General features: G+C 73.9%; 9 protein-coding genes. 4 read left to right on the plus strand and 5 right to left on the minus strand.

All coding sequences use genetic code 11. The annotated features are described in order from the left end of the window. Positions 1–99: 99 nt before the first annotated feature. Positions 100–2457 (plus strand): pyruvate dehydrogenase, encoded by a 2358-nt coding sequence (locus AB0B20_RS01070; protein WP_357467100.1) that lies wholly within the window; start codon positions 100–102, stop codon positions 2455–2457. A gap of 437 nt (positions 2458–2894) precedes the next feature. Here the strand turns inward: AB0B20_RS01070 and AB0B20_RS01075 are convergent, their stop codons facing one another. The 3 genes from AB0B20_RS01075 to AB0B20_RS01085 form a co-directional block, all read right to left on the minus strand. Next, entirely contained in the window at positions 2895–4508 is a 1614-nt protein-coding gene (locus AB0B20_RS01075; RefSeq protein ID WP_357467103.1) for a metallophosphoesterase, read from the minus strand. 54 nt (positions 4509–4562) lie between these two features. Further along, positions 4563–5738, minus strand: a complete 1176-nt coding sequence (locus AB0B20_RS01080; RefSeq protein WP_357388229.1) for a PQQ-dependent sugar dehydrogenase — start codon at positions 5736–5738, stop codon at positions 4563–4565. A gap of 86 nt (positions 5739–5824) precedes the next feature. Then, a complete protein-coding gene (locus AB0B20_RS01085) occupies positions 5825–7630 on the minus strand; it encodes a SpoIIE family protein phosphatase (RefSeq protein ID WP_357467106.1) in 1806 nt (601 codons plus the stop codon). A gap of 143 nt (positions 7631–7773) precedes the next feature. On the opposite strand from AB0B20_RS01085, the gene AB0B20_RS01090 reads away from it, so the two are divergent. After that, positions 7774–8700: a 2-hydroxyacid dehydrogenase gene (locus AB0B20_RS01090; RefSeq protein WP_357388225.1), complete on the plus strand. Its 927-nt coding sequence runs from the start codon at positions 7774–7776 to the stop codon at positions 8698–8700. A 7-nt stretch (positions 8701–8707) separates the two neighbouring features. Here the strand turns inward: AB0B20_RS01090 and AB0B20_RS01095 are convergent, their stop codons facing one another. Next, positions 8708–9091: a PH domain-containing protein gene (locus tag AB0B20_RS01095; protein ID WP_357388223.1), complete on the minus strand. Its 384-nt coding sequence runs from the start codon at positions 9089–9091 to the stop codon at positions 8708–8710. A gap of 544 nt (positions 9092–9635) precedes the next feature. Between AB0B20_RS01095 and AB0B20_RS01100 the strand changes: the two genes are divergently transcribed. Beyond that, positions 9636–11954, plus strand: coding sequence for an EAL domain-containing protein (locus AB0B20_RS01100; RefSeq protein ID WP_357467109.1), 2319 nt, complete (start codon positions 9636–9638; stop codon positions 11952–11954). An 11-nt stretch (positions 11955–11965) separates the two neighbouring features. Here AB0B20_RS01100 and AB0B20_RS01105 read toward each other — a convergent pair whose 3' ends face one another. Then, a complete protein-coding gene (locus AB0B20_RS01105) occupies positions 11966–12991 on the minus strand; it encodes a LacI family DNA-binding transcriptional regulator (RefSeq protein WP_357388219.1) in 1026 nt (341 codons plus the stop codon). Between the two features lie 348 nt (positions 12992–13339). Between AB0B20_RS01105 and AB0B20_RS01110 the strand changes: the two genes are divergently transcribed. Next, positions 13340–14623, plus strand: coding sequence for an extracellular solute-binding protein (locus AB0B20_RS01110; RefSeq protein ID WP_357467112.1), 1284 nt, complete (start codon positions 13340–13342; stop codon positions 14621–14623). Positions 14624–14635 lie beyond the last annotated feature (12 nt).

Consider the following 14635-nt stretch of genomic DNA (forward strand, 5'->3'; position numbering starts at 1 on the left):
GAAGGGCCCCTTCTTAACGCCTGGTGCATGGGAAGGGGCCCTTCCTAACGCCTCACCCCACTCACGGGGCGTCAACGGCGACGCCCGGATGGAGTCACCGTGAACCAGCACGACCTCGACGTCCTCGACGAGATCCAGCGCCGGGTGCTCTGGCTCGCCACCCGCATCGTCGACGCGGCCAACCACGACCGCGACACCGGTGACGGGGTGAAGGTCGGCGGCCACCAGGCGTCGAGCGCCTCGCTGGTGACCGCGATGACCGCGCTCTGGTTCCAGCACCTGGACGCCGAGGACCGGGTCGCGGTGAAGCCGCACGCCTCGCCGGTGTTCCACGCCATCCAGTACCTGCTGGGCAACCTCGACCGGTCGTACCTGCCGAAGCTGCGGGCACGCGGCGGGCTCCAGTCGTACCCGTCGCGGACCAAGGACCCGGACGAGGTGGACTTCTCCACCGGCTCGGTCGGCCTGGGCGCCGCCGCGCCGCTGTTCGCCGCCGTCACCCGCCGCTACGTCGACGCGCACTTCGGCCCGCGCCCGCACTCCCGGTTCGTCGCCCTCATCGGCGACGCCGAGCTGGACGAGGGCAACATCTGGGAGGCGGTCGCCGACCCGGCCACCACCGGGCTCGGCAACGTGATGTGGCTCGTCGACTTCAACCGCCAGTCGCTGGACCGGGTCGTCCCCGGCATCCGGATCAACCAGTGGCGCGGCCAGTTCGAGGCGGCCGGCTGGCACGTCGTGGAGGTCAAGTACGGCCGTCGGCTCGCCGAGGCGTACGCCCGGCCGGGTGGCGCGGCGCTGCGCGACTGGATCGACCGGATGCCCAACGAGCAGTACCAGTCGCTGTTCGGGCTGGCCGGGCCCGCGTTGCGCAAGCAGTTCCTGGACGGCGCCCCGGCCGAGGTGGCCGCGTTCGTCGCCGACATCGGCGACGACGAGCTGGGCCCGCTCGTCACCGACCTGGGCGGGCACGACGCGCAGGCCATGCTCGACGCGTACGCCCAGTGCGACGCGGTGACCGACCGGCCCAGCGTCGTGTTCGCGTACACGGTCAAGGGCTGGGGCCTGCCCATCGCCGGCAACCCGCGCAACCACTCGGCGCTGCTCACCACCGAGCAGGTCGACGCGCTGCGCGCCGCGCACGGCCTGACGCCGGAGACCGAGTGGGACCGCCTCGACCCGGCGTCCCCGGCCGGTATCCGGGCCGGCGAGCGCCGGGAGGCGCTGTCCCGCCCGCCGCGCGAGCGTGCGCTGGGCGTCACCGTTCCGGAGACCACGAGGGTACGCGCGAACAAGCCCGTCTCCAGCCAGGAGGCCTTCGGCCGGGTGCTTGTCGACCTGGCCCGCGATCCGCAGGTCGCGCCCTACCTGGTGACCACCGCGCCGGACGTGGCCACCTCGACCAACCTGGCCGGGTTCATCAACAAGACGGGCGTGTTCGCCCCGACGGAGCAGCGTTCCTGGACCGAGGACCGGATGCTGCGCTGGACCGAGAGCCCCGCCGGGCAGCACATCGAGCTGGGCATCTCGGAGATGAACCTGTTCCTGCTGCTGGGCCAGCTCGGCCTGTCCTGGGACCTGTCCGGTCAGCCGCTGCTGCCGGTGGGCACCGTCTACGACCCGTTCGTGCTGCGCGGTCTGGACGCGTTCCTCTACGGGACGTACTCCGGTTCCCGGTTCGTGGTGGCCGGCACCCCGTCGGGCATCACGCTCGCCCCGGAGGGCGGGGCGCACCAGTCCACCATCACCGCGTCGGTCGGCCTGGAGCTGCCGGGGGTGACGTTCCTGGAGCCCGCGTACGCCGGCAGCCTCGACTGGCTGCTCTGCGACGCGCTCGGGCAGATCGCCGGTGGTGCCGCACCGGCCGCCACAGCCGCGCCGGCCGAGGACGGGGCGTACTACTTCCGGCTCAGCACCCGGCCGGTCGACCAGGCGCCGTTCGAGGCGGCCCGGGCGCGGCTCGGGGACGCGGTGCTGCGGCGGCAGGTGGTGGCCGGCGCGTACCGGCTCGTCGACGCGCACCAGGCGTACCCCGATCTGGCTGATGCCCCGGTCGTGCAGCTCGCCGCCTCCGGCGCGGTGCTGCCGGAGGTCCTGGCCGCCGCCGCGGAGCTGGCGGAGGAGGGCGTGGCCGCGCACGTGGTCGACGTGACCAGCCTGGACCGGCTCTACCGGGCGTGGCAGCGGACGCTGCGCCAGGGTGTGCGGACCGCTACCGTGCCGAGCGTCCCGGGCGCGCTGCGGTCGGCGTTCGCCGACCGGGTGCCGGTGGTCACCGTGCACGACGCGGCCTCGCACGCGATGGCCTGGCTCGGCTCGGCGGTCGGCGCCCCGGCGGTGCCGCTCGGCGTGGACGAGTTCGGCCAGTCCGGCAGCGTCCGGGAGCTGTACGAGCTGCACGACCTGCTGCCCGGCAGCATCGTCAACGCCGCGCTGGCCGCGATCGCGCTGCGCTGACGGCTGGCGCCCGGTCGGTCGGCTCGCTGGCTCGCCGGCTCGCGCCCGGTCTGTCGGCTGCGCGGCTGCGCCGGCTCGCGACGACGGCGGTCGCTGCCGGCCGGTCCGGATGGCACGACAGCCCGCTGCCGTAACGGAAAGTCATAAGCGACTTCGGTTGCGGAAAGTGACTGCCTCTGGCGGTCGGAGGTATGGCCTCGTGCCGCCTTTGCTCTGCAGCCATATCCGCAGCACCGCACTGAGCTGGGGCGGAATGGATCGCTCGCTGCTCTGCACCCATCCGCGCGGTGACTCTCGGTGCCTGCCGCGCCGATGGGTGCAGAGCAAAGGCGGCGGTGGGACATCCCGGTGCCGGACGGCTTCATAACGCGGAGTGACCGGGTGTCACGCGGCGGGGCGCCCGGCGTGGCCGCGAGGAAGGCGAGGATCCGGGACGGTCAGCTCGTGGGGGTGGGGCTCAGGGTGGTCGTACCCGGCGACGGCGACTCGGAGGGGCCGCGGGTGGGGGTTGGGGTGACCGGCACCTGGTCACCCTTTGCCGGGTCGCGGATGACGTGCCGCTCCAGGTTGACCTGCGACTGCCCGGTGCCGCCGACTGTGATGTCGTCGTACGCCTGGAGCAGCTTCTGCTGGTCGAAGTAGAGCACCGTCATGGTCAGCGGAGTCGGCTTCTCGCCCTCCAGGCCGCGCAGCCCGGCCCCGCCGGTCGAGCCCTGCACCATCAGCGTGGTCGGCTGCTTGCCCTCCACCTGCGGCAGCTTCGACACCTGCCGGGAGTGGGTGTGCCCGGAGAGCACGAGCGGGCAGGTGCCGGAGAGCGGGCCGGCCGAGGCGGGATCGTGGATGAGCGCGATGTCGACCTTGCGCGGCGACTTCTCGATCGTGGCGGCGAGCTGTTCGCCGGCGCCGATCACCTGGTCGGCCACGGCCGAAGTGAGGCCGCTCCCGGCCGGTGAGGTCTCCTTGTCCGGGGTGAAGCGGGGGTCGCCGAGGCCGGCGATGGTCAGCCCACCGACTGTGGTGACCGAGTTGTTCAACACGATCGCGTTCGGCTGCTGCGCCACCGCGGCGGCGGTACGCGGCGAGTCGTGGTTGCCGCGGATGAACACGTACGGCTTCTTGAGCAGGCCGATCGAGCCGACGAACGACGCCTCCGGCTCACTGCCCCAGTCGGTCATGTCGCCGGTGTCGACCACCACGTCGATGCCGAACTGCTCGACCACGGTACGGATCAACTGCCAGCCGGTCGGGTTGAGGTGGATGTCCGACACGTGCAGCACCCGGGTGGTGCCGGGCGACGGCTGCACCACCGGCAGCGCCGAGACGGTCGTGTAGAGCTTGCTGACGTTGCCGACCAGCCGCTGGAGCTGCTCGGCGTACTTGGTGTAGTCGTTCGCGATCCGCCGCGCGTCACCGACGATCGCGGGCGCGTTGACGAGCAGGCCCTCGTACCGGGGCTCCTCGATGGCCTGCGGGCGCAGCGTGCTCGCCGCCGTCCCGAGGCTGCTCGCCGTGATGACGAGCGCCATACCGCCGGCCCACGCGGTACGCCGGACGTCCCGGAAGACGAGCGCCGCCAGGATCAGCGTGGCCAGCACCACCGAGGCGAGCGTACGCAGCCCGAGCCGCATCACGCCGTCGCGGACGTCCTGGACCGCCGACTGGCTGGCCCGGCTGATGCTGGCCGGGTCGTCGAGGAGCGCCTCGGTGCGCCCCTGGTCCAGCGAGCCCACCTCGACGGTGAGGTATGCCGGACCGTCGTGACTGTCCAGCAGCAGCGCGCCCAGCGGAGGGATGTCGACGGTGGTGCCGCCGCTCAGCGACGGGCTGAGCTTCAGCTCGGCCCGGAACGGGCCGATGTCGGTGCCGACGTGGCCGCCCGCGTACGTGCCGATCACGATGCCGCCGAGTGTGACAGCGAGCAGAGCCAGCACGACGCCCAGCCGGCGCAGCCGGTTACCGGGCCGCCACGCCGTCACGCGGCGGGCACGCCCGCGCTCCGGAGACGTCTCGTCCCCGGTGCGGTGCTGTTCGTTCTCGTGGCCGTCCATGCTGAGATCCTGACCTGCCCCTTGCGCGATCTTGACAAACCCGCCCGGCCCGGATCAGCTCCGGCCGGCGCCCCCGTCGGCGAACACGAGTCGCAGGATGCGGTCGTCCTCGGCGGTGGGGGTGCCCCTGCCGTCCCGGTTCGAGGTGCTCACCCACAGCGAGCCGTCCGGCGCCGCCGCGACGGCCCGTAGCCGACCGTACCGGCCGGTGAGCAGGTCGCGTGGCTGACCGAGGACGGTGCCGTTGCCGGCCAGCTCCACCAGCCAGAGCCGCTGGCCGCGCAGGCAGGCGGCGACGAGCACGCGGTCCGCCGCCGCCAGGCCGGAGCAGGACGCGTCACCGGTGGGCCACTGCGTGATCGGGTTCACGTAGCGCTTGTCGTCGCCACGCCCCTCGACCCGGGGCCATCCGTAGTTGCCGCCCTTGTTGATCTGATTGATCTCGTCCCAGGTGTTCTGGCCGAACTCCACCGCGTACATCTTCTTGTCCGGCGTCCAGGCGAAGCCCTGGACGTTGCGGTGGCCGGTCGACCAGACCGGCGACCCGGCGGTGGGGTTGCCCGGCGCCGGCTTGCCGTCCGGGGTGATCCGGAGGATCTTGCCGCCGAGGCTCTTGGCGTCCTGGGCGTTCTCGGTGCGCCCGGCGTCCCCGGTGCTCGCGTAGAGGTGGCCGTCCGGGCCGAAGCCCAGCCCGCCGCCGTTGTGCGTGCCGGACTTCGGGATGCCGGTCAGGATCGGCTTCGGCGCCTGCCCGAGCTGCATCTTCGCGATCCGGTTGTCGTTCTCGGCGGTGTAGTAGACGAAGACCGTGCGGTCCCGCTCGTACGCCGGGGAGACCGCTATGCCGAGCAGGCCGCCCTCGCCGCCGGCGGCGACGTCCGGCACGGTCTGCACCGGCCGCACCGCCAGGCCCTCCGGGCCGGACTCCGGGCCGACCTGGAGGATCCGCCCCTTGTCCCGCTCGGTCACCAGCGCGCCGCCGTCGGGCAGGAACGCGATGCCCCACGGCACCTCCAGCCCCTTGGCCAGCACCGTGGCGACCGCCTGCTGGCCGGCCCCGCCGGGACTCGCGGTGCTCGACGGTGTGGGCAGGTTGGGCGGGGCGCCGGCCGGATCCGGCTCGGGCTCGCCGAGGGCACAGCCGGCGGCGCCCAGGAGCAGCGCCGCGCAGGACGCCGCCAGCGCCGTCCGGAGGCGGCTGACACGGGGGTACGCAAGACGCGGGCTCACCCGCCCCAGCCTAGCCGGGCGGACCGGCGAACCGGGCGCGTCGCGCGGACGGCGGCCCGTACCCGGCCCGTTCGGGGGAGTGCTGTTCAACCGGCCCGCAGCGCGAGCAGGGCGACGTCGTCCTCCCGCTGGTGTGCGGCGGCGAGCAGCCGGTCGCAGAGCAGGTCCAGCGATACGCCCGGCCCGGCGGTGCCGAGATGGGCGAGCAGCTCGGCCTGCCCCTCGTCGATCGGCTGGTCCCGGCGCTCGATCAGCCCGTCGGTGTGCAGCAGCAGCGTGTCGCCGGGAGCCAGGGTCAGCGTCCGGCCGGTGCGCCGGGGCGGGCGGGCCAGGCCGAGCAGCGGCCCGCGACCGTCCGCCACCGCTACCGAACCGTCGGCGCGGACCAGCAGCGGCGGCGGGTGTCCCGCGTTGCACCAGGAGACCACCAGCCCGCCGGCGGCCGGGCGGACCCGGGCCAGCACGGCGGTGGCGACGGTGGGCACCCGCAGCCCGCCCATGGCCCGGTCGAGGTGGGTCACCAGGTCCTCCACCGGATCGTCCCGCCCGTACGCGTTGCCCCGCACCAGGTTGCGCAGCTGGCCCATGGTGGCCGCCGCCTCGATGTCGTGCCCGGCGACGTCACCGATCGCGGCGACCACCTCGCCGTCGGGCTGGACGAAGGCGTCGTACCAGTCGCCGCCCACCTCGACCCGGTCGGCGGCCGGCAGGTAGCGGGCGGCCAGTTCCATCCCGGGCACGGCCGGCAGGCTCGGCAGCATGCTGTGCTGGAGCACCTCGGCGACGTGGCGCTGCTCCCCGTAGAGGCGGCTGTTGCCGACCGCCTGTCCGGCGCGTACCCCGATGTCCTGCGCGGTGCGCAGGTCGCTGGCGTCGAAACCGCGCCGTCCGGGCCGGTTGACCAGCGTGACCGCCCCGATCACCCGGTCCCCGACGGCGGTGATCGGCACGGTCAGGTGGGGACCGATGCCGAGCCGGTCGGCGAGCGGCACCAGCTCCGGGCGTGTGGTGCCGCGCGCCACGTCGTCCAGGTCGGCCGTGGCCCGCACCGCCGGCCGCCCGGTACGCAGCACCGACCGGATCTGCGACTCCGCGCTGAGCCCGGTGGTCAGCAGCCCGGCGAAGCGGGTCATGTCGGCCGCGCGCTCGGCGTCCCGGTGCAGGCCGGTGACCGTGCGTGGCCGGCCGGCCGGGTCGACGAGCGTGATCAGGCACCAGTCGGCGAGCAGCGGCACCATCGCGCGCCCGAGCCGGTCGACGGCGGTGGCCACGTCGAGCGTGCCGCCGAGCATCTCGCTCATCCCGGCCAGCATGGCGAGCCGGTCGTGCGCCTCCTCGGCGCGGCGGCGCGCCTCCTCGGCACCCCGGACCGCGATGCGCAGCCGCAGCTCGGAGGAGCACGCGGCGGCCAGGTCGGCGAGCGTACGCAACTGTTCCCCGGTCCAGGCCCGGGGCTTGCTGTCGATCGCGCAGAGCGAGCCGAGCACCCGCCCGTCCAGGTCGGTCAGGGGCATGCCCGCGTACGCCACCACGCCCAGGTCCTCGACGGCCAGGTTGAGGCGTACCTGGGGGGAGAGGCGGGCGTCGGGCAGCACCAGCGGCATCTCGACGTCGACGACGTGCTGGCAGAACGAGTGGGTCAGCGGCGTCTCCCGGCGGGCCGCCCACGGCTCCGGCAGCCCGGTCGCGCCGGGGAAGAACTGACGGTCGGCGTCCACCAGGGAGACGAGCGCGACGGGCACGTCCAGCAGGTCGCCGACCAGCCGGGCGAACCTGTCGAACGCCTCGTCCGGTACGGCGTCGAGCCGGGTCTCGTCGAGTGAGCGCAATCGGTCGGGATCGGCGAGCGCCGGAATCGGCACGGACACCCGTCCCCGGCCGTCCTCGCTCATCGCCACCGCCCTCGGCAAGCGGAACACCCGAGCGGCATCCCGCTCTCGGTTATACCCCGCTGGGCCGCCACTCCATTCCCGGCGCGGTGTTCGTCACGGGTCACGCCGCGCCGGCCGGCCCGGGGCCGATATCGTCGGCGGTCGTGAAGGCATGGATCCCGCACCCCGAGGGCCGCAGACTGCTCGGCGAGCTGCCGCCCGGCGTCACCGTGGAGGTGCTGGACGACCCCCGGCGGCTTCCGTCGTCCCCGGCCGGGATGCGGTTCTGGGTTCCGCCGTTCCTGTCCGGCCCGGACGCCGGCGCGCTCCTGGCCGAGCTGCCCGACGTCGAGGTGGTGCAACTGCTCTCCGCCGGCGCGGACGCCTGGGCGGGACGGATGCCCGACGGCGTGACGCTCTGCGACGCCCGGGGCGTGCACGACTCGCCCACCGCCGAATGGGTGGTCGCCGCGATCCTCGCCTCGCTACGCGGGTTCGCGCCGCTGGCCCGCGCGCAGGCGCGGCGCGAGTGGGCGTACGACGAGGTGGCGCCCACCGACGAGCTGGCCGGCAAGCGGGTGCTGATCGTGGGCGCGGGCTCGATCGGCACCGCGGTACGCGATCGGCTCGCCCCGTTCGAGGTGAGCTTCACGCTGGTGGCCCGTACGCCGCGCCCCGGCCAGGGCGTGCACGGCGTCGACGAGCTGCCGGCGCTGCTGCCCGAGGCGGACGTCGTGGTGCTGCTGGTGCCGCTGACCGAACAGACCCGGGGCATGGTCGACGAGCGTTTCCTCGCCGCGATGCCGGACGGCGCGCTGCTCGTCAACGCCGCCCGCGGTCCGGTGGCCCGCACCTCGGCGCTGGTCGCCGAGCTGGCCTCGGGTCGCCTGCGCGCGGCGATGGACGTCACCGACCCGGAACCGCTGCCCGCCGACCATCCCCTGTGGGAGCTGCCGAACGTGCTGCTCACCCCGCACGTCGGCGGCTCCGTACGCGGACTGCTGCCGCGCGCGTACCGGCTGGTGGGGGAGCAACTGCGCCGGTACGTGGCCGGGGCGGAGCTGACGAACCGGGTGGTCGACGGCTACTGACCCCTGCTCACCGATCGGCTTCGGCGTCCGGTAGCTCCTGCCCGGTGACGGCGATCAGCCGGGGCAGTTCGGTGGCGCGTACCGCCGGCAGCACCACCACCTCGCCGTCGTCGAGGCGGGCGACGGCCCGTCCCTTGCGATCACCGGCGAGTTCGGCGACCCGGTTCCACGGCACCCGGCGCTGCCCGGCGAGCGCCCGCAGTCGCAGCTCCCGGGCGTCGGCGTCGGTGCCGGCGCGCCACGCCCAGACCACGACGGCGAGCGGCACGAGCAACACCCAGAGCAGCCACCAGCGGGCACTGGCCACTGGAAGCGCGCCGATGGTGGCGACGATCGCGGCGACCAGGATGGCCTGGTTGTGACGGAAACGTACGGTATCGGCGCGGCTCACCCCCCGATGATTCCACCCGCCCAGCCCACCCCACCCCGCGGGCGTCCCCACCCCCCGTCCGAGCCACCCTCCGTCCGAGTCCCCGCCGTGCGAGCCACCCCGTCCGAGCCGCCGCCGCACCGCGTAGCCGGTGCCCACCGACGATCTTGGTACGGCTCCGCTCCCGGGGCGGTTCGATACCAAGATCTGCGCGGGTCGGAGATCTTGGAAGCGTTGGGCCTCTTGGGGGGCCGTTTGCTTCCAAGATCTGGTGGGCCGGGGGGATCGGCGGGAGTGAGCGGCTTTCAGGCGATCGTGAGCCGGCACTGCGGAGGGGCGGTGTGACGGATGTCACTGGCTGGGTGACGTTGCGGGGCGCTTCCGGGATCGTTTCTAGGCGTGGCCGCAGTGGTCCCCGCCGATGCGCCCCGCCAGCCCCGACAACCCGCACGTCGTACCGCGTACCGCAACCGCACCGCCCCCGTGCCCCCTCACGAAGGCGATCGCCGTGCCCGTCCCCCCTCCCGTCGCCCCCCGTCGGCGATCAGCCCTGCACGATGTCGCCGTGTCGCTCATCGGCGCGGCCTTCCTCCTGGCGGGCGTCGCCGGTGCCCTGCCCGGCCCGGCCGCCGCCGCGCTCGCCGTCGCCGGAGGCTTCGCGCTCGCCTGCGTCCGGCTCGCCTGGCTGGCCGGAGCCGCCGCGCCGGCCGACCATCCCGCACCTGCCGACGGTCCCGCAGTGACCGGCCGTTCCGCGTCGAACGGCTTGCCTGCGCCGACCGCCCGCCCCGCGTCGAACAACCTGCCCGCGTTGAACGACCAGCATGCGCCGACGGATCGGCCCGTGACCGGGCGGCGGGCTCGCCGGGCCGCGCTGTCGCGCCGGGTCGCCGCGTTCCTGGACGCCGCCGTCCTGGCCGCCGGGCTCACCGTGGCGGTGCTGCCGCTGAGCGACCCCGCGCACCGGTTGCCGATCGCACTGGCCGGGCTGTCCCTCACCGGTCCGCTGCACGTGGCGGCCCTGCTGCGCCTGCCCGGCCGGTCGCGGCTGTCCGGTCCGGAGCTGGTGCGCCGTACCGTCGACGTGCTCGCGCTCGGCGTCAGCCTGGTCTTCGCGGGCTGGATGCTGTTGCCGGGCGGCCCGGTCCCGGCCGTCGCCGCGACCGCTGCGACGGGCGGCGCGGTGGTGCTCGCCGTGCTCACTGTGGTGGCGGTCGCCGAACGCCGCCGCCGGCCGGGTGCCGCGCGCTGCCACGCCGGGGCCGCGCTGACAATCGGCGGGTTGACGCTGCTTGTGGTGCTGCTGGCGTACGACGCGCCGGACCGGGCGCTGCCGGTCGTCGCGGCGCCGCTGGTGGCCGGGGCGCTGCTCACAGTCGCCGGTGTCCGGCGTACCTCGGGCGGGGAACGGCCGGATCGGGACGTGGCGTCTGCCGCGTGGCCGCGCCTCACGGCGCCGGCCGGGATCGCCGGGCTCGCCGCCGGGATCCACCTGGGCGCGGCCGGGGAGTTCAGCACCGGCGCGATGGCACTCGGGCTGGCCGTCATACCGCCGATCATGGTGGGTGAACTGCTCGCCGCCGCCGACCAGCGCCGCCGGGTGCAGCGGCTCGCCGCCCGCGAGGCGTGGTTGCGGCGCCGGCTCGGACCGGCCGCCGGGACGGCCGGGCCCGTGCTGCTGACGCGCGCCGATCTGGTCCGGGTGATGGCGCACCGCAGCGGCGGCGCGCTGCTCGTCGTCGACCTGCACGGTACGGGCGGCGCCGTGCCGGACGGGCCGGTGCTCACCGAGGCGGCGCGTCGCCTGCGGGCGGGCTCCGAGACGCACGATCTGGTCGCCCGGCTCGGCGACACCGAGTACGCGGTCCTCACCGACCTCGGTCCGGTGCTCGCGTACGCGCTCGGTCTGCGGCTGCTGGCGGCGCTGGCCGAGCCGTGCCCCCGGCCCGGCGGGGTCGTCCGGCTGGAGGTGAGCGTCGGGCTGGCCGAGACCAGCGGCGGCGATCCGGAGGACGTGCTGCGCCAGGCGGACCTGGCCCGCCGCCGGGCGGCGCAGCTCGGCCGGGACCGGGTCGAGTGGTACGACGCCTACCTGGAGGAGCAACTGGTCCGCCGCCTGGACCTGGAGCGGGAACTGCCCGGTGCGGTGGCGCGCGGTGAGCTGGACCTGGTCTACCAGCCGGTGGTGGCGCTCGCGGACCGGATGCCGGTGGGCACCGAGGCGTTTCTGCGCTGGCGCAGCCCGGCGCTGGGCACGGTGCTGCCGGCCGAGCTGCTGCCGGTGGCGGCCGATCTCGACCTGACCGGTGAGATCGGGCGGTGGGTGCTGGATCGAGCCTGCCGCCAGCTCGCGGCGTGGTCGGACGGCGGTCGCGAGCTGTGGATGGCGGTGAACGTGACGCCGCGGGAGCTGGCCGCGCCGGACTTCGTGGCGCGTACCGCCACCGCGCTGGCCGCGTACGACGTGGTGCCGGACCGGCTGGTGGTGGAGGTGTCCGAGCCGGTGGTGGGCGCCGAGCTGTCCACTGTGGTGCCCCGGCTGGCCGGTCTGCGGTCGATCGGCGTGCGGATCGCGCTCGACGACTTCCGGGCCGAGCACGCCTCGCTCGCGCAGCTGCGCCGGTTGCCGATCGACCTGATCAAGGTGGGCCCGCACCTGGTCGGCGCGGGCGGGGACGGGCAGCGCCCGCTGATCGACGTGGTGGCGAACCTGGCCGACCGGCTCGGGGTGGAGCTGGTGGTCGAGGAGCTGGAGTCGGAGGGGCAGGTGGCAGGTGCGCGCCGGGCGGGCTGCCGGTACGGCCAGGGGTTCGCGCTGGCCCGCCCGGCGACCGCCGAGCGGGTCGAGGCGTGGTTCGAGGAGTACCCGTCCACCACGCGCTGAGCTGAACCGGTTCAGCGAGCGCTCGTACGCGGTGGGGCGGTGCTGCCGCGCGGCGTGAGGTGCGCCGTCTCGTCCTGCACGGCGGCGGCCGGCTCGCCCGCGATGACCGCGAGGAGCCGGCGGGCGGCGTGCGCGCCGTACGCCGGGATGTCCCGGCCCAGCGCGGTGAGCGGCGGGTGCACCAGCCGGCAGAGCGGCGAGTCGTCCCAGGCCACGATGGACAGGTCGCCGGGCACGCTCAGGCCCATCTCCTGCGCCACGGAGAGCCCGGCGATCGCCATCACGTCGTTGTCGTAGATCACCGCCGTCGGCCGGCCGGGGGAGCTGAGTAGCCGCCGGGTGGCCCGCGCGCCCTCCTCCCCGGTGTAGTCGGACGAGACGGTGGCCGCCTCGTCCAGCCCGAGCCGGCGGCACACGGCCGTGAACGCCTCGGTGCGGATCTCGGTGTGCAGCAGCGAGGGCAGCCCGCCGACCCGGGCGACGCGCCGGTGGCCGAGCGCGACCAGGTACTCCACGGTCTCGACGAGGGCCGCAGCGTCGTCGGCCCAGACGCTCGCCAGGCCGCCGGTGTGCCCGGGCCCGCCGATCACCACCGCCGGCAGTTGCAGTTCCTCCAGCGCCGGCACCCGCCGGTCGTCGGTGCGCAGGTCGCAGACGAGCACGCCGTCCACCCGGCGCTCGGCCCACCACCGCCGGTAGACGGCGATCTCGGCGTCCTGGTCGCTGACCACCTGGAGCGTGAGCGCGTACGAGCGGGCCGACAGTTCGGCCTCGACGCCGCTGATGAGTTCCATGAAGAACGGCTCGATGCCGAGTATCCGGGCGGGGCGGCACAGCGCCAGCCCGACCGCCTTGGCGGTGGCGCCGGACAGCGCGCGGGCGGCGCTGCTGGGACGGAACCCGATCTCGGCGGCGATGGCGAGGATCCGCTGCCGGGTCGCCTCGGAGACCCCGGGCTGGCCGTTGAGCGCGTACGACACCGCGCCCTTGGAGACCCCGGCACGCCGGGCGACGTCGGCGATGGTCGGCCGCTTCACCGAAGCGTTCCTCCACTGTGTCCGGCCCTCGCGGGCACTTGCGGTCGCCGGATCACCGGCGTCTGGTGACGCTACTGCACGCCGCGCCGGGCCGGGGTGCCACCGGTGGTGGCGGCGGGCGGCCTACGGCGCTCGCCGCTTGCGCGGTTCAGCCTAGAGGGCCGATCGCCGGCCGCCCTGCCGTGAACGGCCGAACCACCGTGGTGAGCGGCGGTGAGATTGCCGGACGAGAACATCGGTAACCGCCCGTTGACAGTCATGAATGAGGACCGTACGGTGGCGTCACTTATCCGGTTCAGTCAACGTTCCTCGATGTCGGGAGCGTTCCCATTCGGCGCGGAGGATGAGATGAGACGGTCCTGGACGCACCTGGCGCGCGTGGCCGCCGTCGGTGCCGTCAGCCTGGTCATGGTCGCCGCCTGCAGCGGCAGGAGCACCACCGGCGGCTCGGACTCGGCCGGTGGTCAGGTGACGCTGAAAATCAACTTCTGGGGCGACTTCGGGCTCCAGGACCTGAAGGCCAAGTACGAGGCCGAGCACCCGAACGTCAAGATCCAGCTCAACTCGGGCGAGTACAACGCCCAGCACGAGGACCTGCAGAAGAAGCTCGTGGCGGGCAACGGCGCGCCGGACATCGCGGCGATCGACGAGGGCTTCATGGTCCAGTTCCGGAGCCAGTCGGACAAGTTCGTCAACCTGCTCGACAAGGGCGCCGGCTCCTACGAGAGCAAGTACCTGCCCTGGAAGTGGAAGCAGTCCCTGTCGGCCGACGGCAAGACGCAGATCGGCCTCGGCACCGACGTGGGCGGCCTGGCCATGTGCTACCGCACCGACCTGTTCAAGGCCGCCGGCCTGCCCACCGAACGCGACAAGGTGTCAGCGCTCTGGCCCACCTGGGACAGGTTCATCGAGGTCGGTCAGCAGTACACAGCCACGACGAAGAAGAAGTTCATCGACGCCGGCACCAACCTGTTCAACCCGATCCTCGGCCAGCAGCCGGTCGGCTTCTACGACGAGCAGGACCAGCTCCGGATGGAGCAGGGCCCGAAGGTCGCGTTCGACTACACGGTCAAGGCCGTGGGCGCCGGGCTGTCGGCCAACCTGGTCAGCTTCCAGGCCGACTGGGACAAGGGCTTCACCAGCGGCGCGTTCGCGGTGCTCGCCTGCCCGGCGTGGATGCTCGGCCACATCAAGGACACCGCGCCCGGCACCCAGGGCAAGTGGGACATCGCCGCGGTACCCGGTGGCGGCGGCAACTGGGGTGGCTCCTTCCTGACCCTGCCGAAGCAGGGCAAGAACGTCGACGAGGCGTACAAGCTGCTGACCTGGCTGGTCGCGCCGGAGCAGCAGATCGAGATCTTCAAGAAGGTGGGGAACCTGCCGTCGCAGCCGGCGCTCTACACCGACCCGGCCATCGCCGACTTCAAGAACCCGTTCTTCAACGACGCCCCGGTGGGCCAGATCTTCCCGAAGATGGCGCAGGGCCTCACCCCGCAGTACCTGGGCCGCAAGAACGGCCCGACCCGGGTGGCTGTGGAGAACGTGATCCGGCGGGTGGAGAACAATTCGCTCAAGTCCGACGCCGCCTGGTCCGAGGCGGTCAAGGAGGCCGAGAAGGCCGCCAAGTCCTGACGTGTCAGCGGT

Origin of the sequence: Micromonospora sp. NPDC049151, assembly GCF_040648395.1 — a bacterium.
Lineage (GTDB): Bacteria > Actinomycetota > Actinomycetes > Mycobacteriales > Micromonosporaceae > Micromonospora.